Below are 19,984 nucleotides of genomic sequence, written 5' to 3'. Positions count from 1 at the left end.
GGTTAGAGTAAGAGTTTAGATTGCGATTCTTTAATCCGCTGCCCCCGGTCACCTCAGCCTTACTAAGTGTGCGATACTGAGTGTGTGATACAGTGCTTGGTTTCGTTTTTGACTATAATTAGCGCAGCCTAAAATTTTTTCACTGTTATGTCTCCGATTAATTAGAGACGGTTACCGAAGAACGCGTTACTAGATAGTATTAAGTGCAACGTGCTTAATATTAAGAATAAACTTACCGATAACGCGTGCAGTCGGTTTCAGAGCATCGCCGGAACCAAGTACTAATGTTTATCGACTCACATTGTCACATTAATTTAAGCGGAATAGCCCAACGTCTGCCGGATGTGCTTGAACAGATGCAGATTAATTCGGTAACCCATGCACTATGCGTTAGCATCGATCTTGATACATTCCCGTCTGTACTAAAAATCGCCCACGCATATCCACATATCTTTGCATCAGTAGGTGTGCATCCAGATTATGAACATGCGCGTGAGCCGGATGTTGATGAACTAATTTCGCTCGCGCAAGATCCGAAGGTTATTGCAATTGGAGAAACCGGGTTAGATTACTATCAGCTCAAAGGGCGCACATTAGATGTTATGGCATGGCAGCAACCACGATTCCGCACGCATATTCAAGCTGCGCGTGCCACTGGAAAACCGTTGATTATCCACATGCGTTCCGCCGCCAAGGATACGCTTCGGATCATGCAAGAAGAAGGCGCCGCTGAAGTTGGCGGCGTAATGCATTGTTTTACTGAGACATGGGATGTTGCGCAGGCAGCCCTTACACAAAATTTTTTCATTTCGCTGTCTGGAATTGTAACGTTTAAGAATGCAATAAAAATCCAAGAAATCGCTAAAAAAGTACCGCTTGAACGATTATTGCTCGAAACAGATTCGCCCTATCTGGCGCCTATACCGTACCGGGGAAAGCCAAATGAGCCTGCGTACGTTAGTCATATAGGACGTTTTGTCGCACAGTTACGAGGTATCGAAGCAGAACAACTTGGCGCGGCGACATCAGCCAACTTTTTTCGCCTATTTCGCATCAGAAGTAAATAATTTTTTTAAGTTTGTATCAATCAGTCAATGATTAATGCTTACATAGATTATATAAAAGAGGTTGCAATAATATTACATATTACTACTAATTAGTGCTATATGCTCACTAGCGAAGATATAGCAACTTAGCTTTTAGCATACAAAATACAATAATTCACATTATATAAACTAAGGCACGAAATCATCTATTCGACTAAGTTTAGTGTTCAGATACCATAGATCTAGTACTCTAGATGCTAGATTTTCTGATTTTAAGATTATCTATCTTTGCATAGGTCAACTGATACTAATTCTGCTATAATACACGAATACTATCGGCATAGACTTAAAAAGTCGTTATCTTATCTTTAAATAAGCATAAGCAATTAGTAATACTATGGCCATGACTACGCCAGTCATTTGAGTCATATCTATACGTATTGCCACAGCCCATTTATATCCCACTATCTGTATAGGAGAGTATCTGTATATGTCGATTAGGACAACAGAATCATCGACCAATTCTCATTCCCCTAGTCCGTCTGATGAAAACGCAACGTCGGTCCGACACGACTGGACGCGCGAGCAAATTACGACGCTGTTCAATTTGCCATTCGATGATCTGCTGTATCGCGCTCATACTACACAACGACGCTATCATGCCGATCGCGGCCTGCAAATTTCTCAATTGCTATCTATTAAGACGGGTGGATGCCCAGAAGACTGTGGCTATTGCAGTCAATCGGTTCACGCCGAAATTGACCTAAAAGCCACTGCATTGATGAGTATTGATGCAGTACTAGAGGCTGCTACGCAGGCTAAAGCCGATGGTGTGCAGCGATTTTGTATGGGGGCTGCGTGGCGAAGTCCACGCGATCGTGATCTAGATCAGGTCTGTGAGATGGTAGAAGGCGTAAAAGCGTTGGGGCTAGAAGCCTGTGTAACGCTGGGTATGCTAAACAACACACAGGCACAGCGCCTAGCTGATTCAGGTCTAGACTACTATAACCATAATATTGACTCTAGTCCTGAGTACTATACCTCAGTCACTACCACGCGTACTTTGCAAGAGCGGCTGGATACACTTGAGTGTGTGCGAAACGCAGGAATAAATGTTTGCTGCGGTGGCATTGTTGGAATGGGGGAATCACGTGCAGATCGAGTCGGCATGTTACAAACATTAGCGAATCTTCCGGAACATCCGGAGTCAGTTCCAGTTAACTCCTTAATGCCCATCGAAGGCACACGTCTTGAGCACAAGAGCGACATTGATGGATTAGAGTTTGTGCGTACAATAGCAGTAGCTAGAATAGTAATGCCAACCTCTGTTATCCGACTTTCATCCGGACGCGAGCATATGAGTGATGAGCTTCAGGCGCTTTCTCTTTTTGCGGGTGCTGGCTCGGTATTTATCGGCGAGAAATTATTGACTACCTCTAACCCAGCTCCTGATAAAGATCGTGAGCTGATTCGTCGACTGGGTGCAACGAGCCAGGAGTCTACTCCGATCCAATGGGTTGAAAAATCTCAGCGATAACTAAGCTAAGTCAGTCAATTCTCGAATGCACGCCGCAAACACGAATATGTGATAAAGAGAAAAAAGCAACCGCTTAGCAAATTTATTACATCTAATTAGATTTGCTAAGTAGATTTGCTAAGACCGAACGAACAGCGATGTCTGTTCTACTAGACTAGTTAAGTCGCATCCCGATCCGCTACTAAAGCACTTCGGGATGCTAGCAGAGAATAAATAGAGTGTATATCTCACGCTTTATAGCGGCTTAATGTTCGCGGCTTGTAGTCCTTTAGGACCACGTTTTACTTGGTAGCTGACACGTTGGTTCTCTACAAGAGTCTTAAAACCCTCTCCAGTGATTTCAGAAAAATGTGCGAATAAGTCTTCGCCTCCAGCATCTGGCGTAATAAAACCAAAACCTTTGCTGTCATTAAACCACTTAACAATACCGGTATCCATAAGAGAATCCCTCAAAAAAATAAATGTTTCCTGCGTATTGCAGGCAGTACGGAAGCGATCAAGAGGGAGAGGACAACGAGCATACTGCGTGGGTCGCGGACAGCTGATGAACAGCAATCAGACATCTTGAAAACTTCATCTGCCTATGATAGGCGATGTCATGCACAGAGTCAAACGTTTTTATATGTTATTATGCTAAATACAATCAGAAAATCAACTTCTGATACATTGCTACTGGGTAGGTAGTACGCAGATAGCTAGGATTACTTCCTTGTTTAGTATTTCCGATACTGCTAAAATGAATCTATTGGAGAGATGGATGAGTGGTTTAAGTCGCACGCCTGGAAAGCGTGTATAGGTTCATAGCCTATCGAGGGTTCGAATCCCCCTCTCTCCACCAGAGATATACGTCTACTATCCAAACCCTCGTAGCCAGAGCAGTAAAAGCTCGAAATATAAAATCTACTGAGTATGATTTTTACTCAGAAAAAATACTGTGCCAAGTATTATATATCTACATCGCTGCAGTTCTGCTATCCCCCTAAGAGCTTAGCTCTTAGGGGGATAGCAGAACTTGAAAGTTATAACCACTAGCATGTAGAAAAAATTATTCCCACTCAATTGTTGCCGGCGGTTTACCTGAGATATCGTATACAACACGATTAATACCCTTCACCTCATTAATGATGCGATTCGAAGCATGCCCGAGCAATTCGTGGGGTAAATGCGCCCAATGCGCGGTCATAAAATCATCTGTCTGTACTGCACGCAGTGCGATGACATAGTCATATGTCCGGCCATCGCCCATCACGCCAACGCTGCGCACCGGTAAAAAAACCGCAAACGCTTGACTAGTTAGCTCATACCAGTATTTTCCGCTGTCTGGATCCAGTGTTGTACGCAATATTTCAATAAAAATCGCATCGGCCTTACGCAGCAGATCAGCAAACTTGCGATTAACCTCGCCGATTATCCGAACACCAAGCCCTGGCCCAGGGAATGGATGCCGATATACCATCGACGATGGTAGACCAAGCTTAATACCAAGCGATCGAACTTCGTCCTTGAATAATTTACGCAGTGGTTCGAGCAGTTTAAGATTTAGTATTTCTGGTAATCCAGCTACGTTGTGGTGGCTCTTAATCATATGTGTACCTTTTTTACCTTTTTCAGATGATTCGATTACATCTGAATAGATCGTACCTTGCGCAAACCATTTAACGTTAGTTAGATTACGAGCCTGATTCTGAAACACTGTAATAAATTCTGCGCCAATAATTTTTCTTTTCTGTTCCGGGTCAGAAACGCTAGCTAGCTTATCCATGAAGCTATTGCCAGCGTTAATATAAATTACTTTTAACCTAAGATTCCTACTAAATGTCTCTATGACATGTTCTGCCTCGTTCAGTCTTAACAAGCCGTGGTCGACGAACACACATGTCAATTGGTCGCCAATTGCACGATGCAGTAATGCTGCTGTAACTGATGAATCAACGCCACCAGATAATCCAAGCATCACCTGTTCATGACCAACCTGTGCACGGATCTGTTGCACTATTTCAGTAACATGGCATTCTATTTCCCAATCTGGCTTTGCGCCGCATAATTCGAGAACGAACCGATTCAACATATTACGACCTTTATTCGTATGCGTAACTTCTGGATGCCACTGCAATCCATAGAACTGCCGATCTTCATCAGCTATCGCTGCAATCTGACATGACTGAGTAGAAGCCATTAGCTTAAAACCAGGTGGTATCTCGACCACCTTATCGCCGTGGCTCATCCAGACCTTCAGCATACTATGACCTTCTGGCGTCATGAAATCTTCGATTGTCTCTAATAGCCTCGTATGATTAACTGCATGTACCTCGGCATAGCCGAACTCTCGTACATGGCAGGATTCGACCTTTCCGCCGAGTTGCAGCGCCATCGCCTGCATACCGTAACAAATGCCTAACACCGGTACACCTAGGTTAAACACAGCCTGTGGTACACGTGGCGCATCCGTATCAGTAACCGAACCTGGACCGCCTGACAAAATTACACCTTTTGGATTAAATGTTCGCACAAATGTATCATCGACATCATAGGGATGAACCTCGGAGTAGATATGTGCCTCACGCACGCGCCGTGCAATTAACTGAGTAACTTGGGATCCAAAGTCAAGGATCAGGATTTTGTCATGCATAGAAATAGATAGCTCTTAGTAAGAGAGTAAAAATTCAAAAAAACAGCTGATGCTGTTTGTCGTCGCCATTTTGCTTCGAGGCTGTCTATGTCGTCGCGAAACCTATAATTAGATTAATTAATTAGCTTAATCTATAGATTAAGACTATCTATTGATAGGGATAACCCATCCCAATAGATCAAAGAATATTGGTACACTATAATCTCATAGTGCATGACTACTAGCACTAAAAGTTGACGAGAGCAATCGCTAGGTATTAAATAATATATATAAGAGTAGCCGCTGAAATTATGCATAGCAATCGAACCTAATTAAGGGCACCGAATAGATGCACTACAACAACACTTTAAGCGCTATTATCTAACGCTCAGCATAATAGGCTGATATTGCACTAGAGGATTTGTCTATAGACAAGATAACGTGTTATCACAGAGATGCTTATACGAATAATGTAACATTATTAATCTACATCTAGTCGATATATATAAAAACGTAAGCTAGATTCGATATTAGTTTAAGCAAAAACTATATTTTTGGCTAATTCTCGATTAATTCTAAATTATTATCGGCGAACTGGGAAGTAAGATTAAACGTTACCTTGGTATAAGTCTCAATTATGCGTTTTCTTGATGAGTTATCGTTGAGCTTATACTGTGCTTAGTTTTTACTGCTAAGCTATTTCATATCTTTTAGACTAAGAAGATTATTCTTATCTACACACAGGCTATAAGTTAGAATCACCAATAACACCGTCAAGAATCGGCGCCGATGCCAAGATAGCAATTAAATATGACGCAGAGTCCTAACGTTTAAAAGACGAACTAAACATATGTCGGATGTGATGTCTCTGCGTTCACCCACAATGCATAAGCAGGTAGCGAGGTAGCAGACCAAGATAAAATCTCTGGTATCTGATATGGATGGTTAGCAGAAATAAATTTTTGTAATTCAAGTGCGCGTTCCACCGCCGTTTTGAATAGAAGTGGTATCTCATCTGACCGCTCAAGGCTGCCTTGCCAGCAATAGATCGAACTCGATGGCGCAAGTTGCGTCGCGCAAGCTGCCAACCGAGCATCTAATACAGAACGAGCCATCATCACTGCAGCCGAGACATCAGGCAATGTCGTAAATATTAAAATAACGGTTGATGACATACATCTCTTCTTAGCACCTAAGCGACAACCAACTGAACAGCAGCCTTTATTATATTCAGGGTGAAATACATAACAAAATTAAATTATTTATTTATTTTTGCTACTTCTGCCGATTTCTCGATCATGATCGCCGGGCGATCAACTAACTCAACTAGTGCCATCGGCGCGTTGTCGCCAACACGGAAGCCAAACTTCAGGATTCGCAGATAGCCACCTGGTCGCGCTGCATAGCGCTGACTAAATACTTGGAATAACTTCGATACCGACTGATCATCGCGTAACCGCGCGAAAGCAAGACGACGGTTAGCAACAGATGACTCTTTTCCTAGCGTGATTAGTGGCTCGACAACTTTACGAAGCTCTTTTGCTTTAGGCAAAGTTGTCTTGATAGCTTCTTTTTTAATCAACGAGTTCGACATATTGCGTAGCATTGCTAAGCGGTGGCTGCTCGTTCGGTTTAACTTTCGCAAACCATGACGGTGACGCATGTTAATTTCCTTGATTCAGGGTTTTAATCTAGATTTTCTATTGCGACACTATGATAAAATATAGATATATACTTGTATAAGATATACAAGAAATAAATTTTTTAAGAAAATCTACGTTATTATGTGTTAATAAAAACACATAGCGATAGTATCTAACTATTATTTTTCAAAGCCAGATGGCGGCCAATTCTCTAGCTTCATGTTAAGCGTTAAACCACGTAAAGCGAGTACTTCCTTAATTTCATTCAATGACTTTCGACCTAAATTAGGCGTTTTTAATAGCTCGTTCTCTGTGCGCTGAATTAGATCGCCAATATAGTAGATATTCTCAGCTTTGAGACAGTTGGCAGAACGGACTGTCAGCTCGAGATCATCAACCGGATGTAGCAAAATTGGATCGATCTGCGGCGCACGAAATGGTGTTTCAGCTGTTATTTCGGTACCTTCTAGCGCAGCGAATACAGACAACTGGTCGACTAGAATACTAGCTGATTGGCGAATTGCTTCTTCCGGGGCAATAACGCCATTGGTCTCGATACTCATTACAAGTTTATCTAGATCGGTACGCTGCTCTACTCGCGCACTTTCGACTGCATAACTCACTCGGCGAACTGGCGAGAAGGATGCATCGAGAACAATGCGGCCGATGACTTTAGTACTTTCATCGCCATATAAGCGTACATTTCCTGGAATATAGCCACGTCCTTTTTCGACCTTAATCTGTGCATTGAGCTTACCGCCTTTAGATAGATGGGCGATAACATGCCCTGGATTCATGACATCACAATCATGTGGTACCTCAATGTCACCAGCGGTCACCATGCTTTCGCCCTCTTTGCGTAGCATGACAGTTACTTCAGCACGATTATGCAACTTGAATACTACGCCTTTGAGATTTAATAGCAGATTAACTACGTCTTCTTGCACACCATCAAGCGTCGAATACTCGTGAACAACTCCAACAATTGTTACTTCTGTCGGTGCATATCCAGTCATTGAGGATAATAAAACACGCCGCAGCGCATTGCCTAGGGTATGGGCATAACCACGCTCAAAGGGTTCCATAACTACTTTCGCGTAATTGTCGCCAAGCGAATCTACCGCAATAATTTTAGGCTTCAACAAACTAGTTTGCATGAGTCTTCCTTTTCAATACCCTCGGCTCGTTACACCGATAAGGTTGACTGACAATAACCTAAAAACGAGAAGCTAAACTATCAGCGCACTAACGTGGATAAAATCTCAGCTGTCGCTTCAATTAGCGTGAATACAATTCAACAATCAGGCTTTCGTTAATATCGCCAGCGATATCACTACGTTCAGGCGCTCGTTTAAAAATGCCTTCGAACTTCTTTGTGTCAACTGACAACCAATTGGGAAAACTATTCTGCTCAGCTAGCGATAACGCTTCTTGAATTCGTACCTGTTTCTTCGATCGTTCACATACTGAAACTATGTCACCAGCTTTTACCTGTAATGACGGGATGTTCGCTACTCGACCATTCACGGTAATCGCTTTATGGCTGACTAGCTGACGCGCTTCAGCACGTGTTGAGCCAAATCCTATGCGATACACCACCGTGTCTAGACGCGACTCTAGAAGCTGTAGTAACATTTCACCGGTGTTGCTTTTTCGGCGATCAGCTTCAATAAAGTAACGACGAAACTGGCGCTCAAGCACTCCATAAATCCGCTTAACTTTTTGCTTTTCACGCAATTGAAGTCCATAGTCGGATGTGCGTACACCCGATGTACGCCCGTGCTGCCCGGGCTTACTATCAAGTTTACATTTATCGGTGAGCGAGCGACGCACGCTTTTCAAGAATAGATCGGTGCCTTCACGACGGGATAGTTTTGCTTTCGGACCGGTATAGCGTGCCACTTTGCAATTCCTTACGATTGATTGACGCAGAATTCATGTGATCCGCGCTAGTTTTCGCTTTTTAGACTAAACGGTGAACTTAGCCGACAAATCAGAGTACCAAACCTGCTGCCGTGCGCAGCAGCAGGCTTTAATACGCTTACTTATATCAAATTCGTCGACGCTTTGATGGGCGGCATCCGTTATGCGGCACTGGCGTTTCATCAGAAATCACCGTGATTTTGATGCCAAGACCGTGCAGTGCACGAACTGCTGATTCACGACCTGGACCAGGACCTTTGATTCGGACTTCAAGGTTTTTTACGCCATATTCCATGGCGACACGACCAGCCGACTCAGCAGCAACTTGAGCAGCGAAAGGAGTCGACTTTCTCGAACCTTTAAAACCTTGACCACCCGACGTTGCCCACGCTAATGCGTTACCCTGACGATCTGTAATAGTGATAATTGTATTATTAAATGATGCATGAACGTGCACTACACCTTCAACAACGTTCTTTTTTACTTTCTTGCGAATACGCTGCGCCGCGCTGCTATTCGAAGCCTTAGCCATTACATTTTCCTGTAACCATAAGTTCTACTTATTTCTTTAGCGCCTGGGCTGCCCGACGTGGACCCTTACGGGTACGAGCATTCGTGCGTGTGCGCTGACCACGCATAGGAAGTCCTTTGCGATGCCGAACACCTTGATAACATCCAATGTCCATTTTTCGCTTGATGTTCATCGTTACTTCACGGCGCAGATCGCCTTCGACGACAAGTTTTGAAACTTCATCTCGAAGTTTTTCGAAATCTGCATCAGTTAGTTCTTTTACCTTTTTTGAGGTATCTATACCAACTGACGCACAGATTGACCGTGCACGCGAAGCACCAATACCGAGGATTGCTTGCAAGCTAATCATGGTGTGCTTATGAACCGGGATGTTCACTCCTGCAATACGAGCCATTGTTTTTCCTCAAACAAAAAGCGCAAGCGTGGCTTTTAGCCTTGGCGTTGCTTATGACGCGGATCTGAGCTGCAAATGACGCGAACAACGCCTTTACGCTTAATGATTTTGCAATTTCGGCAAACGCACTTAACTGATGCCATGACCTTCATAATATTACCTTTTTCTCAATTACTTTGCCCGGAACACGATTCTTGCACGAGATAGATCATAAGGCGTCAATTCTACTGTTACCTTATCACCCGGGAGAATCCGGATATAGTGCATTCGCATCTTTCCGGAGATATGTCCTAACACGACATGGCTATTTTCTAGTTTGACCCGAAATGTCGCATTAGGGAGGTTTTCAATAACCTCGCCCTGCATCTGAATAACATCGTCTTTGGCCATATTCCTTGTGATCAACGAATCGGAAGATTTCTGCCCTTGAAATTGGCTTTCTTGAGCAGCGACTCATACTGTTGCGACATAATGTACGACTGTACTTGTGCCATAAAGTCTATTGTTACAACAACGATAATTAGCAACGAAGTGCCACCAAAATAAAACGGTACGTTCCAGCGTAGTACCAAAAATTCGGGTAAGAGGCATACGAATACGATATAGCCTGAACCTGCTAGCGTTAGACGGGTAAGAATCTTATTCAGATAACGCGCAGTCTGTTCGCCTGGGCGAATACCTGGAACAAAAGCACCGCTTTTCTTTAGATTATCGGCTGTTTCCTTGCTATTAAACACTAGCGTAGTGTAGAAAAAACAGAAGAAAATAATAGCTAATGCGTACAGTATTACATATACCGGTTGCCCAGGTGCTAACATCGACACTAGATTATGAAGCCAACGCATATTCACGCTAGAGCTAGCCCAGTTTGCAACTGTCGCCGGCAAGAGGATAATCGATGATGCGAAAATCGGCGGAATCACACCAGACATATTTAGCTTTAATGGTAAATGCGACGACTGGCTACCGTATATCTTATTGCCGATCTGACGCTTCGCGTAGTTCACAAGAATTTTGCGCTGCCCTCGTTCGACAAATACAACTAAATATGTGACAGCAGCAACTAGTACAGCAATGACGATTGCTGAAATAATGCTCATCGACCCGGTGCGTACTAGCTCAAGCAATGCCGCAATCGCGCCTGGAAAGCCCGCTGTAATACCGCCAAAGATAATAATAGAAATTCCGTTTCCTAGGCCACGTTCGGTAATCTGCTCACCGAGCCACATTAGAAACATGGTGCCAGTTACTAACGTTATAACAGTTGTAAGCTGAAATAGCATACCTGGATTCATCACCAGACTTATCTGATTCTCAAGCACTAGCGCGATACTAAATGCCTGGAACGCTGCTAATGCTACTGTGAGGTAGCGCGTGTAATGAGTAATCTTACGCTGACCTACTTGCCCTTCTTTTTTTAGTGACTCCAACTTCGGCGATATCATCGTAAGAATCTGCATAATGATTGATGCAGAGATATATGGCATGATCCCGAGTGAAAATATTGTAAATCGAGATAGAGCGCCACCTGAAAACATGTTGAATATAGCTAAAATACTACTCGACTGACTCTGGAATAGTCTTGCTAGTTGATTAGGATCGATTCCTGGAACTGGAATATGCGCACCGATCCGATAGACAATTAATGCCAGTAGTAAGAAGACTAGCCGCCGACGCAGATCGCCGTACTTCGGTCTACCGCGTCTAGTCTTTGCAAAAGACGAGCCGTTAGTCAAAAACTTTCTCCGTAGCAAGTTCAAGTAACTTTTATTTACAACGACTTACACAATAACTTACTCAGACAATGAACCACCTGCAGATTCGATCGCAGCACGCGCACTTTTCGTGGCACTTAGTCCTTTAATCGTAATTTTTCGCTTAATTTCCCCAGTCGAGATAATTTTTGCACCCTTGATTAGATTACTTGCAAGGTCTGCTTGTTTTAAGGTGAGTAGATCCACTTCGTCAACTGCTAGTTTTTCTAGATCACTTAGACGCACTTCAACAATAAAATTTTTGGTTAATGACGTGAATCCCCGCTTAGGTAGACGGCGTTGTAAAGGCATCTGGCCACCCTCAAAACCTACTTTATGGAAACCTCCCGAACGGGATTTTTGACCTTTATGGCCACGACCTGCTGTCTTACCCAGGCCGGATCCAATGCCGCGGCCGACACGACGTTTTGTGCGCTTAGAGCCTAAGGCTGGTCTTAGATTATTTAGTTCCATATTTACCTCTTGAGCTTGTATCGCGCTTAGCTAATGATTTTAACAAGGTACGAGATCTTGTTGATCATGCCACGCACCGCCGGCGTATCCTGCAGTTCACTAATCGAATTGATACGACGCAAACCGAGGCCACGTACTGTTGCACGATGCGTATTACGAGTACCAATTAGGCTCTTAATAAGCTGAACTTTAACAGTTTTTTCAGTCATGGTGACTTACCTCTACAACCTTAATCAAAAATTTCTTCGATGCTTTTGCTGCGCTTGGCTGCAATATCAGATGCAGTCGACTGACGCCGAAGACCATCTAGTGTGGCACGAACAAGGTTATATGGATTCGTTGAACCATGACTTTTCGCCACGATATTTGTCACGCCGACAACTTCAAATACCGCGCGCATCGGGCCGCCAGCGATTACACCGGCACCCTGTCTGGCCGGTGCGATCATTACCCGCGACGCGCCGTGTTTTCCGTGTGTTTCATGGTGAAGCGTGCCTTTTTTTATCGATACTTTAAACATATTACGACGGGCCTGCTGCATAGCTTTTTGGACGGCGACTGGTACTTCCTTAGCCTTACCCTTGCCCATGCCAACCCGACCATCACCATCGCCGACTACTGTTAGAGCAGCAAAACCCAAAATCCGTCCACCTTTCACGACCTTAGTTACACGATTAACCGATATCATTTTTTCGCGTAGGCCATCGTCACGTTCGTCGGTCTGAACCTTTGCTTGCATCTTTGCCATGACAAATCCTTATTCTTAGAACTTCAGTCCAGCTTCACGCGCGGCATCAGCAAGTGCTTTTACGCGACCATGGTAGCGGAAGCCTGAGCGATCGAAGGCGACAGATGTGATGCCGGCAGCTTTTGCCTTCTCGGCGATGCGTTTTCCAACCAGCTGAGCTGCAGCAGTATTACCACCTTTGCCCGACTTATTAGCCAGTTGCAAGCGAACCTCGACTTCGATGGTTGAAGCGCCTGCAACTACTTTTGTACCGCACGGCGCGAATACTTGTGCGTAGATGTGCTGGTTGGTGCGGTGCACAGCCAGACGCGCAACCTGCAACTGAGAGATCTTAATATGCGTTTGACGAGCACGGCGCAGACGAGATTGGGTTTTATCCATGATTGCGCACCTTTACTTCTTTTTTGTTTCTTTGAGAATTACAACTTCATCAGCATAGCGTACACCTTTACCTTTATAAGGCTCGGGCGGACGGTGCCTGCGTACTTCTGCAGCTACTTGACCAACTTTTTGTTTGTCAATCCCTTTAATAATAATTTCTGTTTGCGACGGTGTTTCCGCCGTTATTCCTTCCGGCATTTGATGCACGATTGGATGTGAAAAACCTAACGAGAGATTTAACTTATTGCCCTGCACTTGGGCGCGGTAACCAACACCCACCAGCATGAGCTTACGCTCGAAACCTTTAGTTACGCCGCTTACCATATTTGCAATAAGTGCACGCATTGTGCCGGATAGTGCATTGGCTTCGCTCGACTCATTTAGTGGTTGTAATCTTAGTTCGCTATTTTCATTAATCACCCGCACAAGCGGATTCAGCGCTTGTGAAAGCGTACCTAATGATCCATTTAGTGTAATCCAGTTATCGCCCAGCGTTACTTCAGCACTGTTAAGCAGAGAAATTGGACTCTTACCTACTCGAGACATGTTTTACTCTCCTATAGGGCTTTAGGAAACGTAACAAACAACTTCACCGCCCACACCTGTAGCACGCGCCTTGCGATCAGTCATTACACCCTTAGGGGTTGATATAATGGCAACCCCGAGTCCATTCATGACCCGGGGGATCTCATCTCGGCCGCGATATACGCGGAGGCCGGGCTTGGAAATGCGCTCTAGATGCTCGATGACTGGCCTGCCGGCATGATACTTTAAACTAATTTTTAGTTCTGTCCCTGGGCCATGAACCTGTGCGGCAAAGCTGTCGATGTAACCTTCTTCTTTTAAGACCTGTGCGATTGCAACTTTCACTTTCGAGGAAGGCATCGTCACTGTAGCTTTTCTGACCATCTGCGCGTTGCGGATACGAGTCAGCATATCGGCGATAGGATCACTCATGCTCATTTATATTGCCTCCTTACCAGCTCGCCTTCATCAGACCGGGAATCTCGCCGCGGAATGCGATTTCACGAATCTTGCTGCGTGCTAAACCAAATTTTCGGAACGTACCACGCGGACGTCCAGTGATCGCACAGCGATTACGCTTGCGCGTTAAGTTTGCATTGCGCGGCAGCTGTTGTAATTTGAGACGAGCTTCGTACCGTTCTTCATCGGACTTGCTTGTATCATTAATAATTTTTTTGAGCGCTTCGCGCTTTGGTGCATACTTTGCTGCAAGACGAGCACGCTTTTTTTCGCGTTCAATTATTGCCAGTTTAGCCACAGTAACCTCAGTTTCTGAACGGGAACTTGAAGCCGGCAAGCAATGCCTTGGCTTCTTCGTCTGTCTTCGCAGTTGTTGTGATGCTGATATTTAGCCCACGTAGTGCGTCAATTTTGTCATAATCAATCTCAGGGAAAATGATCTGCTCTTTTACCCCAATATTGTAGTTACCACGACCATCAAATGCTCGACTTGAGATACCACGAAAATCACGCACCCGCGGTAGTGCAATCGTCACGAAACGATCTAGAAACTCATACATTGTTCGCCCGCGCAGCGTAACCATCGCGCCAACCGGATAATCTTGTCGGATCTTGAAGCTTGCAATTGCTTTTCGCGCTTTTGTGACAACCGGCTTTTGACATGCAATTTTTGTTAAGTCACCCAGCGCGTTATCAATAATTTTTTTATCAGCAACAGCCCTACCAAGACCCATGTTGAGCGTAATCTTGGTAATTCGGGGAACCTCTATGACAGACCTATAACGGAATTTCTTCGTTAATTCTGGAATAATTTTTTCTATATATATTTGCCGCAAACGTGCTGCCATTTTTAACTCCCGACTCAAGTGCTTAGCACAACATCAGTGGTTTTTAGGACACGCACTTTTTTGCCATTCTCAAGCTGCTTGATCTCTATTCGAGACGGACGGCCATTTGCATCAACATACGCAACGTTAGAGCGGTGCAACGGCATGGATTTGCTTTCTACACCACCAATCGTGCTTTTTATTGGATTTGGCTTTACATGCTTTTTCACAAGATTAATACCTTCAACTGTCACGCGGTCGCCGGAAACAGCCTGCACAGTACCGCGTTTACCTTTGTCTTTGCCTGAAATGACGATAACTTCGTCACCCTTGCGAATTTTATTCATCGCAACTCCTCTTACAGAACTTCCGGCGCAAGCGAAATAATCTTCATAAAGCGCTCACTACGCAACTCGCGTGTAACCGGCCCGAAAATTCGGGTACCGATTGGCTCAAGCTTATTGTTTAGGAGCACGGCAGCATTTCTATCAAACTTGATCAGAGAGCCATCTTGGCGACGCACGCCTTTAGCAGTGCGGACTACTACGGCGTTATAAATCTCACCTTTCTTGACACGACTACGTGGTAGAGCATCTTTGATACTTACTTTAATAATGTCGCCGATGCTCGCATAACGACGCTTCGAGCCGCCGAGTACTTTTATGCACAATACATCTCGCGCACCCGTATTATCGGCTACTTTAAGCCGAGTTTCGGTTTGGATCATATTTATCTTCTCCCAACTTAATCCGACACATTATAGTATGGTCGGCTAGTCTTGGTCCCCGTCAGCTTGTCAGCTGCTTGGGCTAAAATAGAAGCGGCGGCAAAATAAGACTTGCTATCGCAGTCAATGAATTTTACGGAGCGGATAACAGATATTCTCAGACGCACCAGCTACTTTCTCTTATTGTCTATTTGAGACAGAGAATTTTTTATATGGACACGAAAATGAAACTATAACAAAAAATCCTCAACTTGTAGTAATTATTTTATAATACTGTGATAGTTTATATCGTCTGCGTTCAAATGATATATGCTGCTTCCACTAGACGAGAGACAGTCCAGGATTTTGTTTTCGAGATTGGACGATTTTCTTGAATCTCTATAAGGTCGCCTTGGTTATATGCATTTGCTTCATCATGCGCGTGATACTTCTTAGAGCGCATGACGTACTTACCGTAGATCGGGTGCTTAACACGGTGTTCGACGAGTACAGTCACGGTCTTATTCATCTTATTGCTGATGACTTTGCCGACTAACGCTCTTTTAAGCGGGATTTTAATGCTATGGTTCATTTTTGATTCGCTTTTTCAGCTAATATAGTACGCACACGTGCAATATCGCGGCGGATTTTTTTGAGCTGGCTAGTCTTCTGTAGCTGTTGAGTCGCAAGCTGCATGCGAAGACCGAATTGGGCTTTCAGTAAGTCTGAAAGCTCTTTATTAAGCAAGGCTTGATTGTTATTGCGAAGTTCGAGAGATTTCATCGACTAACTCCTTGGGCACCGGGCTGCCGAGTAACAAACATTGTCTTCATCGGCAATTTCGATGAAGCTAGACGGAACGCCTCACGCGCTAGATTCTCATTAACGCCATCCATTTCATATAGCATTTTTCCGGGTTGTATCTCAGCGACGTAGTACTCAGTATTACCTTTACCGTTACCCATTCGCACTTCAGCCGGCTTTTTTGAAATTGGCTTATCCGGAAAGATGCGAATCCAGATTCGGCCACCGCGCTTAATATAACGAGTCATCGCGCGACGTGCCGCTTCAATCTGACGTGAGGTTAAACGGCCTCGCCCAATGGATTTGAGACCAAACTCACCAAATGATACTGCGTTGCCACGCGTTGCAATGCCAGTATTACGACTTTTTTGTTCTTTTCGGTACTTTCTGCGCTTCGGTTGCAACACGACTATTCTCCACTCTTCGCATCGCCGCTAGCACTGACAGCGCTACGGCGCGAACTACCGCGACGTGAACCTGGTACGCCGCTCTCATTATCACGGCGCGGGCGACGCTCACCCAGACGGACGTTGCGGCGTGTACGCTTTTCTTCGGTTGGCTCTTCGACGACCGGATAATCATTGCGGCCAAGTTTATCGCCTTTATATACCCACACCTTAACCCCAATAATACCGTATGTCGTTTTTGCTTCCGACGTCGCATAGTCGATATCAGAACGCAGTGTATGCAGAGGAACACGGCCTTCACGGTACCATTCGGTACGTGCGATCTCAATGCCATTCAGGCGGCCTGAACTCATGATTTTGATGCCTTCTGCACCAAGACGCATTGCGTTTTGCATTGCGCGCCTCATTGCACGACGGAACATAATACGGCGCTCGAGCTGCTGTGTAATCGAATCAGCAATCAGCTGTGCATCAGTTTCCGGTTTACGGACTTCTTCGATATTAACATGAACTGGCACGCCCATGCGGCGCTGCAGTTCAGCTTTTAACAACTCGATATCCTCTCCTTTCTTGCCGATTACAACACCGGGACGAGAGCTAAAAATCGTAAGACGCGCATTTTTTGCGGGACGTTCGATTACGACTCGGCTCACTAACGCATGCTTTAGTTTTTTCTTTAAGAATTCACGAACTCCGATATCTTCCTGAAGCATCTCCGCAAACTTAGAGTTATTGGCATACCAACGTGATGCCCAGTTACGGCTAACAGCCAGGCGGAAGCCAGTCGGATGAATTTTTTGCCCCATCTCGTGTGACCCCCCCTTTAGTTCCAGACCGTCACGGTGATGTGACAGGATTGCTTCTCAATACGGTTACCGCGACCTTTCGCGCGAGCAGTGAAACGCTTTAGTGAAGCCGCTTTGTCAACATAGATTGACTTGATTTTCAGATCGTTAATATCTAAACCCTCGTTATGCTCCGCATTAGCGAGCGCTGACAACACTACTTTCTTAACTATGCCCGCTGCTTTCTTTGGCGAAAAAGTTAGAATATTTAGCGCTTTATCAACCCGTAAACCGCGAATTTGGTCGACCACAAGACGCGTTTTCTGCGCTGAAATGCGGGCACCGCGATGAATTGCCTTCACTTCCATCCTGATTGGTCCCTTATTTCCTAGCCTTTTTATCGGCTGCATGCCCTTTGAATGTACGGGTTAACGCGAATTCCCCGAGCTTGTGGCCAACCATATTTTCCGATATATACACTGGAATATGCTGGCGGCCGTTGTGTACCACAATCGTCAAGCCGATAAAATCCGGCAATATTGTCGAACGACGCGACCACGTTTTAATTGGTTTTTTGTCGCGCGAAGCTGAAGCTACCTCAACTTTCTTCAGCAAATGGGCGTCACAGAATGGACCTTTTTTAATAGAACGTGCCATTGCTTACTCCTTAACGCTTATGACGACGCTGGACGATCATTGTCGTCGTGCGCTTGTTGCGACGCGTTCGCAAACCTTTCGTTGGCGTACCCCATGGGCTTACTGGATCGCGACCCGCTGCTGTACGGCCTTCTCCACCACCATGGGGATGGTCAATTGGGTTCATGGCAACGCCACGAACCGTCGGACGAATACCGCGCCAACGATTCGCACCAGCTTTTCCAATCTGGCGCAGGCTGTGTTCTTCATTACTAACCTCACCAATCGTTGCATGACATTCGATGTGCACCCGCCGAATTTCACCTGAGCGCAGTCGAACTTGCGCATATGCACCCTTACGAGCCAGCAGCATCGCCGACGCACCGGCTGAACGCGCGATTTGTGCTCCTTTTCCTGGAAGCATTTCAATGCAGTGAATGGTTGTACCGACCGGAATATTGCGTATTGGAAGAGCATTTCCTGCATGAATCGGCGCCTCTAATCCTGATAACAGTTTTGCACCAACTGTCACGCTTTTTGGGGCGATAATATAGCGTCGCTCTCCATCGGCATAGCATAGCAGAGCAATATTCGCACTGCGGTTCGGATCATATTCGATACGCTCTACTCTTGCTAAGATACCATCTTTATTGCGACGAAAATCAACTACGCGATAGTGATGTCTATGTCCACCGCCTTTGTGACGTGTTGTAATGTGACCATTATTATTACGTCCCGCTACGGAGCTTTTTTTCTCTAGAAGTGCCGCGCACGGTTTACCTTTATACAGTTCTTTGTTGACTACTTTCACCATTGCACGACGGCCAGGCGAAGTTGGTTTAAGCTTGACGAGTGCCATTATTATCTGGCCTCCGCTTCAAAGTTGATTTCTTGACCTGGCTTCAGATTTATGTACGCCTTTCGTATATTTTTTCGACGACCCATAAAACGGCCAAAGCGCTTAAATTTTCCTTTGATGTTTAGAACATTAACCCAATCGACTTCAACTTTGAATAACAGTTCAACTGCCGCTTTCACTTCTTGTTTAGTAGCATCTGGGGCAATATGGAATATAACTTGCCTGTTCTTATCAGATACTAACGTTGCCTTTTCTGATATCAGCGGTGCACGTAACACTCGCATTAAACGATGATCATTCTGGCATATTTCACTCATGACAAAAACTCCTCAATCTTGGCAACCGCAGCTCTCGTGACCAGTACTTTCTTAAAGTAGATCAGAGACAATGGATCAGCATCACTAGGCTTAATAACCGCTACGTGTGGCAAGTTGCGAGATGCAAGGTATAGATTTTCGTCAACAGTATCGGTAATGACAAGTACCGATTCAATCTTCATGGCCTTGAATTTATCGGCCAGCATCTTAGTCTTTGGTGTCTCAATATTCATATCTTCGATCACTGATAGACGCCCTTCGCGAGCAAGCTGCGATAAGATTGAGCAAATGCCGGCTCGAAACATCTTCTTATTGACTTTTTGCCTGAAATTTTCTTCTGGCGAACTTGGAAATATGCGGCCACCGCCGCGCCATAATGGGCTGGATGACATGCCAGCACGAGCGCGGCCTGTGCCTTTCTGGCGCCAAGGTTTTTTAGTCGTATGTTTAACTTGTGCACGATCTTTCTGCGCACGATTACTATTACGTGAATTTGCTTGGTACGCAATAACAATCTGGTGAATTAACGCTTCATTGTACTCACGGCCAAATACAATATCTGACGCATTCACATTTGCGCTTTCTCGGCCCTGAGCATTTATGAGCTTCAGTTCCATTA

At 44.8% G+C, this 19,984-nt stretch carries 32 protein-coding genes and 1 tRNA gene; 3 read left to right on the top strand and 30 right to left on the bottom strand.

The window, feature by feature from the left end:
* The first annotated feature begins 284 nt into the window (after positions 1 to 284).
* Both GJV44_RS00460 and bioB read left to right on the top strand, forming a co-directional pair.
* On the top strand, positions 285 to 1,067 hold the full coding sequence (locus tag GJV44_RS00460) for a TatD family hydrolase (protein WP_226806836.1): 783 nt from the start codon (positions 285 to 287) through the stop codon (positions 1,065 to 1,067).
* Between the two features lie 469 nt (positions 1,068 to 1,536).
* On the top strand, positions 1,537 to 2,583 hold the full coding sequence (bioB, locus tag GJV44_RS00455; RefSeq protein ID WP_226806564.1) for a biotin synthase BioB: 1,047 nt from the start codon (positions 1,537 to 1,539) through the stop codon (positions 2,581 to 2,583).
* A 234-nt stretch (positions 2,584 to 2,817) separates the two neighbouring features.
* On the opposite strand, the gene GJV44_RS00450 is transcribed toward bioB, so the two are convergent.
* Positions 2,818 to 3,021: a cold-shock protein gene (locus GJV44_RS00450; protein WP_076784893.1), complete on the bottom strand. Its 204-nt coding sequence runs from the start codon at positions 3,019 to 3,021 to the stop codon at positions 2,818 to 2,820.
* A gap of 309 nt (positions 3,022 to 3,330) precedes the next feature.
* On the opposite strand from GJV44_RS00450, the gene GJV44_RS00445 reads away from it, so the two are divergent.
* A tRNA-Ser gene (locus GJV44_RS00445) sits at positions 3,331 to 3,421 on the top strand.
* Between the two features lie 207 nt (positions 3,422 to 3,628).
* On the opposite strand, the gene guaA is transcribed toward GJV44_RS00445, so the two are convergent.
* The 29 genes from guaA to rplD all read right to left on the bottom strand — a co-directional run bounded on the left by guaA (position 3,629) and on the right by rplD (position 19,982).
* Entirely contained in the window at positions 3,629 to 5,212 is a 1,584-nt protein-coding gene (gene guaA / locus GJV44_RS00440; protein ID WP_226806563.1) for a glutamine-hydrolyzing GMP synthase, read from the bottom strand.
* 821 nt (positions 5,213 to 6,033) lie between these two features.
* Complete coding sequence (gene cutA, locus GJV44_RS00435; protein WP_226806562.1) at positions 6,034 to 6,366, bottom strand: divalent-cation tolerance protein CutA; 333 nt, start codon at positions 6,364 to 6,366, stop codon at positions 6,034 to 6,036.
* Between the two features lie 83 nt (positions 6,367 to 6,449).
* Positions 6,450 to 6,854: a 50S ribosomal protein L17 gene (gene rplQ / locus GJV44_RS00430; RefSeq protein WP_226806560.1), complete on the bottom strand. Its 405-nt coding sequence runs from the start codon at positions 6,852 to 6,854 to the stop codon at positions 6,450 to 6,452.
* A gap of 159 nt (positions 6,855 to 7,013) precedes the next feature.
* Positions 7,014 to 7,991 (bottom strand): DNA-directed RNA polymerase subunit alpha, encoded by a 978-nt coding sequence (locus GJV44_RS00425; protein ID WP_226806559.1) that lies wholly within the window; start codon positions 7,989 to 7,991, stop codon positions 7,014 to 7,016.
* A 121-nt stretch (positions 7,992 to 8,112) separates the two neighbouring features.
* Entirely contained in the window at positions 8,113 to 8,736 is a 624-nt protein-coding gene (rpsD, locus tag GJV44_RS00420) for a 30S ribosomal protein S4 (RefSeq protein ID WP_226806558.1), read from the bottom strand.
* Positions 8,737 to 8,884: 148 nt separating this feature from the next.
* On the bottom strand, positions 8,885 to 9,289 hold the full coding sequence (gene rpsK, locus GJV44_RS00415) for a 30S ribosomal protein S11 (RefSeq protein ID WP_226806557.1): 405 nt from the start codon (positions 9,287 to 9,289) through the stop codon (positions 8,885 to 8,887).
* 28 nt (positions 9,290 to 9,317) lie between these two features.
* Positions 9,318 to 9,683 (bottom strand): 30S ribosomal protein S13, encoded by a 366-nt coding sequence (rpsM, locus tag GJV44_RS00410; RefSeq protein ID WP_226806556.1) that lies wholly within the window; start codon positions 9,681 to 9,683, stop codon positions 9,318 to 9,320.
* A gap of 35 nt (positions 9,684 to 9,718) precedes the next feature.
* The gene (gene rpmJ, locus GJV44_RS00405; RefSeq protein ID WP_226806555.1) at positions 9,719 to 9,835 is read right to left on the bottom strand and encodes a 50S ribosomal protein L36; all 117 of its coding nucleotides are present in this window, start codon (positions 9,833 to 9,835) and stop codon (positions 9,719 to 9,721) included.
* A gap of 19 nt (positions 9,836 to 9,854) precedes the next feature.
* Positions 9,855 to 10,073: a translation initiation factor IF-1 gene (gene infA, locus GJV44_RS00400; RefSeq protein ID WP_226806554.1), complete on the bottom strand. Its 219-nt coding sequence runs from the start codon at positions 10,071 to 10,073 to the stop codon at positions 9,855 to 9,857.
* An 11-nt stretch (positions 10,074 to 10,084) separates the two neighbouring features.
* Positions 10,085 to 11,419, bottom strand: a complete 1,335-nt coding sequence (gene secY, locus GJV44_RS00395) for a preprotein translocase subunit SecY (protein ID WP_226806553.1) — start codon at positions 11,417 to 11,419, stop codon at positions 10,085 to 10,087.
* Between the two features lie 57 nt (positions 11,420 to 11,476).
* The gene (gene rplO / locus GJV44_RS00390; RefSeq protein WP_226806552.1) at positions 11,477 to 11,911 is read right to left on the bottom strand and encodes a 50S ribosomal protein L15; all 435 of its coding nucleotides are present in this window, start codon (positions 11,909 to 11,911) and stop codon (positions 11,477 to 11,479) included.
* 26 nt (positions 11,912 to 11,937) lie between these two features.
* Positions 11,938 to 12,120 (bottom strand): 50S ribosomal protein L30, encoded by a 183-nt coding sequence (rpmD, locus tag GJV44_RS00385; protein ID WP_226806551.1) that lies wholly within the window; start codon positions 12,118 to 12,120, stop codon positions 11,938 to 11,940.
* A gap of 20 nt (positions 12,121 to 12,140) precedes the next feature.
* Positions 12,141 to 12,659, bottom strand: a complete 519-nt coding sequence (gene rpsE / locus GJV44_RS00380) for a 30S ribosomal protein S5 (RefSeq protein ID WP_226806550.1) — start codon at positions 12,657 to 12,659, stop codon at positions 12,141 to 12,143.
* 15 nt (positions 12,660 to 12,674) lie between these two features.
* Positions 12,675 to 13,040 (bottom strand): 50S ribosomal protein L18, encoded by a 366-nt coding sequence (gene rplR, locus GJV44_RS00375; RefSeq protein WP_226806549.1) that lies wholly within the window; start codon positions 13,038 to 13,040, stop codon positions 12,675 to 12,677.
* A 12-nt stretch (positions 13,041 to 13,052) separates the two neighbouring features.
* On the bottom strand, positions 13,053 to 13,586 hold the full coding sequence (rplF, locus tag GJV44_RS00370; RefSeq protein ID WP_226806547.1) for a 50S ribosomal protein L6: 534 nt from the start codon (positions 13,584 to 13,586) through the stop codon (positions 13,053 to 13,055).
* Positions 13,587 to 13,607: 21 nt separating this feature from the next.
* The gene (gene rpsH, locus GJV44_RS00365; RefSeq protein WP_226806546.1) at positions 13,608 to 14,003 is read right to left on the bottom strand and encodes a 30S ribosomal protein S8; all 396 of its coding nucleotides are present in this window, start codon (positions 14,001 to 14,003) and stop codon (positions 13,608 to 13,610) included.
* 13 nt (positions 14,004 to 14,016) lie between these two features.
* The gene (gene rpsN, locus GJV44_RS00360; protein ID WP_226806544.1) at positions 14,017 to 14,322 is read right to left on the bottom strand and encodes a 30S ribosomal protein S14; all 306 of its coding nucleotides are present in this window, start codon (positions 14,320 to 14,322) and stop codon (positions 14,017 to 14,019) included.
* A 7-nt stretch (positions 14,323 to 14,329) separates the two neighbouring features.
* Entirely contained in the window at positions 14,330 to 14,872 is a 543-nt protein-coding gene (rplE, locus tag GJV44_RS00355) for a 50S ribosomal protein L5 (RefSeq protein WP_226806543.1), read from the bottom strand.
* Between the two features lie 14 nt (positions 14,873 to 14,886).
* Entirely contained in the window at positions 14,887 to 15,198 is a 312-nt protein-coding gene (gene rplX, locus GJV44_RS00350; RefSeq protein WP_226806542.1) for a 50S ribosomal protein L24, read from the bottom strand.
* An 11-nt stretch (positions 15,199 to 15,209) separates the two neighbouring features.
* A complete protein-coding gene (rplN, locus tag GJV44_RS00345) occupies positions 15,210 to 15,578 on the bottom strand; it encodes a 50S ribosomal protein L14 (protein WP_226806541.1) in 369 nt (122 codons plus the stop codon).
* Between the two features lie 298 nt (positions 15,579 to 15,876).
* Positions 15,877 to 16,149, bottom strand: coding sequence for a 30S ribosomal protein S17 (gene rpsQ, locus GJV44_RS00340; RefSeq protein WP_226806540.1), 273 nt, complete (start codon positions 16,147 to 16,149; stop codon positions 15,877 to 15,879).
* Positions 16,146 to 16,340: a 50S ribosomal protein L29 gene (gene rpmC / locus GJV44_RS00335; RefSeq protein WP_226806539.1), complete on the bottom strand. Its 195-nt coding sequence runs from the start codon at positions 16,338 to 16,340 to the stop codon at positions 16,146 to 16,148. The genes rpsQ and rpmC overlap by 4 nt, the downstream gene beginning before the upstream one ends.
* Positions 16,337 to 16,768, bottom strand: coding sequence for a 50S ribosomal protein L16 (gene rplP / locus GJV44_RS00330; protein WP_226806538.1), 432 nt, complete (start codon positions 16,766 to 16,768; stop codon positions 16,337 to 16,339). The genes rpmC and rplP overlap by 4 nt, the downstream gene beginning before the upstream one ends.
* Positions 16,769 to 16,770: 2 nt before the next feature.
* A complete protein-coding gene (gene rpsC, locus GJV44_RS00325) occupies positions 16,771 to 17,574 on the bottom strand; it encodes a 30S ribosomal protein S3 (RefSeq protein WP_226806537.1) in 804 nt (267 codons plus the stop codon).
* Positions 17,575 to 17,591: 17 nt separating this feature from the next.
* Complete coding sequence (rplV, locus tag GJV44_RS00320) at positions 17,592 to 17,921, bottom strand: 50S ribosomal protein L22 (RefSeq protein ID WP_226806536.1); 330 nt, start codon at positions 17,919 to 17,921, stop codon at positions 17,592 to 17,594.
* Positions 17,922 to 17,934: 13 nt separating this feature from the next.
* Positions 17,935 to 18,210 carry a 30S ribosomal protein S19 gene (rpsS, locus tag GJV44_RS00315; RefSeq protein ID WP_226806535.1) on the bottom strand — a complete coding sequence of 92 codons (276 nt, stop codon included), beginning with the start codon at positions 18,208 to 18,210 and terminating at the stop codon, positions 17,935 to 17,937.
* A 10-nt stretch (positions 18,211 to 18,220) separates the two neighbouring features.
* The gene (gene rplB / locus GJV44_RS00310) at positions 18,221 to 19,048 is read right to left on the bottom strand and encodes a 50S ribosomal protein L2 (protein WP_226806534.1); all 828 of its coding nucleotides are present in this window, start codon (positions 19,046 to 19,048) and stop codon (positions 18,221 to 18,223) included.
* A 2-nt stretch (positions 19,049 to 19,050) separates the two neighbouring features.
* Positions 19,051 to 19,365 (bottom strand): 50S ribosomal protein L23, encoded by a 315-nt coding sequence (gene rplW / locus GJV44_RS00305; protein WP_226806533.1) that lies wholly within the window; start codon positions 19,363 to 19,365, stop codon positions 19,051 to 19,053.
* Positions 19,362 to 19,982: a 50S ribosomal protein L4 gene (rplD, locus tag GJV44_RS00300; protein WP_226806532.1), complete on the bottom strand. Its 621-nt coding sequence runs from the start codon at positions 19,980 to 19,982 to the stop codon at positions 19,362 to 19,364. Before rplD ends, rplW begins: the two co-directional genes overlap by 4 nt.
* Positions 19,983 to 19,984: the final 2 nt, after the last annotated feature.

The sequence above is a fragment of the Candidatus Vallotiella adelgis genome (assembly GCF_020541305.1).
Lineage (GTDB): Bacteria > Pseudomonadota > Gammaproteobacteria > Burkholderiales > Burkholderiaceae > Mycetohabitans > Mycetohabitans adelgis.
Note: the sequence above shows the minus strand (reverse complement) of the source record. Positions and strands in the feature narration are given on the sequence as shown.

Bases quoted from the DNA above. Each gene is read 5' to 3' on its own strand.
- GJV44_RS00460 (WP_226806836.1), top strand. From the start codon at position 285: ATGTTTATCGACTCACATTGTCACATTAATTTAAGCGGAATAGCCCAA.
- bioB (WP_226806564.1), top strand. From the start codon at position 1,537: ATGTCGATTAGGACAACAGAATCATCGACCAATTCTCATTCCCCTAGT.
- GJV44_RS00450 (WP_076784893.1), bottom strand. From the start codon at position 3,021: ATGGATACCGGTATTGTTAAGTGGTTTAATGACAGCAAAGGTTTTGGT.
- guaA (WP_226806563.1), bottom strand. From the start codon at position 5,212: ATGCATGACAAAATCCTGATCCTTGACTTTGGATCCCAAGTTACTCAG.
- cutA (WP_226806562.1), bottom strand. From the start codon at position 6,366: ATGTCATCAACCGTTATTTTAATATTTACGACATTGCCTGATGTCTCG.
- rplQ (WP_226806560.1), bottom strand. From the start codon at position 6,854: ATGCGTCACCGTCATGGTTTGCGAAAGTTAAACCGAACGAGCAGCCAC.
- GJV44_RS00425 (WP_226806559.1), bottom strand. From the start codon at position 7,991: ATGCAAACTAGTTTGTTGAAGCCTAAAATTATTGCGGTAGATTCGCTT.
- rpsK (WP_226806557.1), bottom strand. From the start codon at position 9,289: ATGGCTAAGGCTTCGAATAGCAGCGCGGCGCAGCGTATTCGCAAGAAA.
- rpsM (WP_226806556.1), bottom strand. From the start codon at position 9,683: ATGGCTCGTATTGCAGGAGTGAACATCCCGGTTCATAAGCACACCATG.
- rpmJ (WP_226806555.1), bottom strand. From the start codon at position 9,835: ATGAAGGTCATGGCATCAGTTAAGTGCGTTTGCCGAAATTGCAAAATC.
- infA (WP_226806554.1), bottom strand. From the start codon at position 10,073: ATGGCCAAAGACGATGTTATTCAGATGCAGGGCGAGGTTATTGAAAAC.
- rplO (WP_226806552.1), bottom strand. From the start codon at position 11,911: ATGGAACTAAATAATCTAAGACCAGCCTTAGGCTCTAAGCGCACAAAA.
- rpmD (WP_226806551.1), bottom strand. From the start codon at position 12,120: ATGACTGAAAAAACTGTTAAAGTTCAGCTTATTAAGAGCCTAATTGGT.
- rpsE (WP_226806550.1), bottom strand. From the start codon at position 12,659: ATGGCAAAGATGCAAGCAAAGGTTCAGACCGACGAACGTGACGATGGC.
- rplR (WP_226806549.1), bottom strand. From the start codon at position 13,040: ATGGATAAAACCCAATCTCGTCTGCGCCGTGCTCGTCAAACGCATATT.
- rplF (WP_226806547.1), bottom strand. From the start codon at position 13,586: ATGTCTCGAGTAGGTAAGAGTCCAATTTCTCTGCTTAACAGTGCTGAA.
- rpsH (WP_226806546.1), bottom strand. From the start codon at position 14,003: ATGAGCATGAGTGATCCTATCGCCGATATGCTGACTCGTATCCGCAAC.
- rplE (WP_226806543.1), bottom strand. From the start codon at position 14,872: ATGGCAGCACGTTTGCGGCAAATATATATAGAAAAAATTATTCCAGAA.
- rplX (WP_226806542.1), bottom strand. From the start codon at position 15,198: ATGAATAAAATTCGCAAGGGTGACGAAGTTATCGTCATTTCAGGCAAA.
- rplN (WP_226806541.1), bottom strand. From the start codon at position 15,578: ATGATCCAAACCGAAACTCGGCTTAAAGTAGCCGATAATACGGGTGCG.
- rpsQ (WP_226806540.1), bottom strand. From the start codon at position 16,149: ATGAACCATAGCATTAAAATCCCGCTTAAAAGAGCGTTAGTCGGCAAA.
- rpmC (WP_226806539.1), bottom strand. From the start codon at position 16,340: ATGAAATCTCTCGAACTTCGCAATAACAATCAAGCCTTGCTTAATAAA.
- rpsC (WP_226806537.1), bottom strand. From the start codon at position 17,574: ATGGGGCAAAAAATTCATCCGACTGGCTTCCGCCTGGCTGTTAGCCGT.
- rplV (WP_226806536.1), bottom strand. From the start codon at position 17,921: ATGGAAGTGAAGGCAATTCATCGCGGTGCCCGCATTTCAGCGCAGAAA.
- rpsS (WP_226806535.1), bottom strand. From the start codon at position 18,210: ATGGCACGTTCTATTAAAAAAGGTCCATTCTGTGACGCCCATTTGCTG.
- rplB (WP_226806534.1), bottom strand. From the start codon at position 19,048: ATGGCACTCGTCAAGCTTAAACCAACTTCGCCTGGCCGTCGTGCAATG.
- rplW (WP_226806533.1), bottom strand. From the start codon at position 19,365: ATGAGTGAAATATGCCAGAATGATCATCGTTTAATGCGAGTGTTACGT.
- rplD (WP_226806532.1), bottom strand. From the start codon at position 19,982: ATGGAACTGAAGCTCATAAATGCTCAGGGCCGAGAAAGCGCAAATGTG.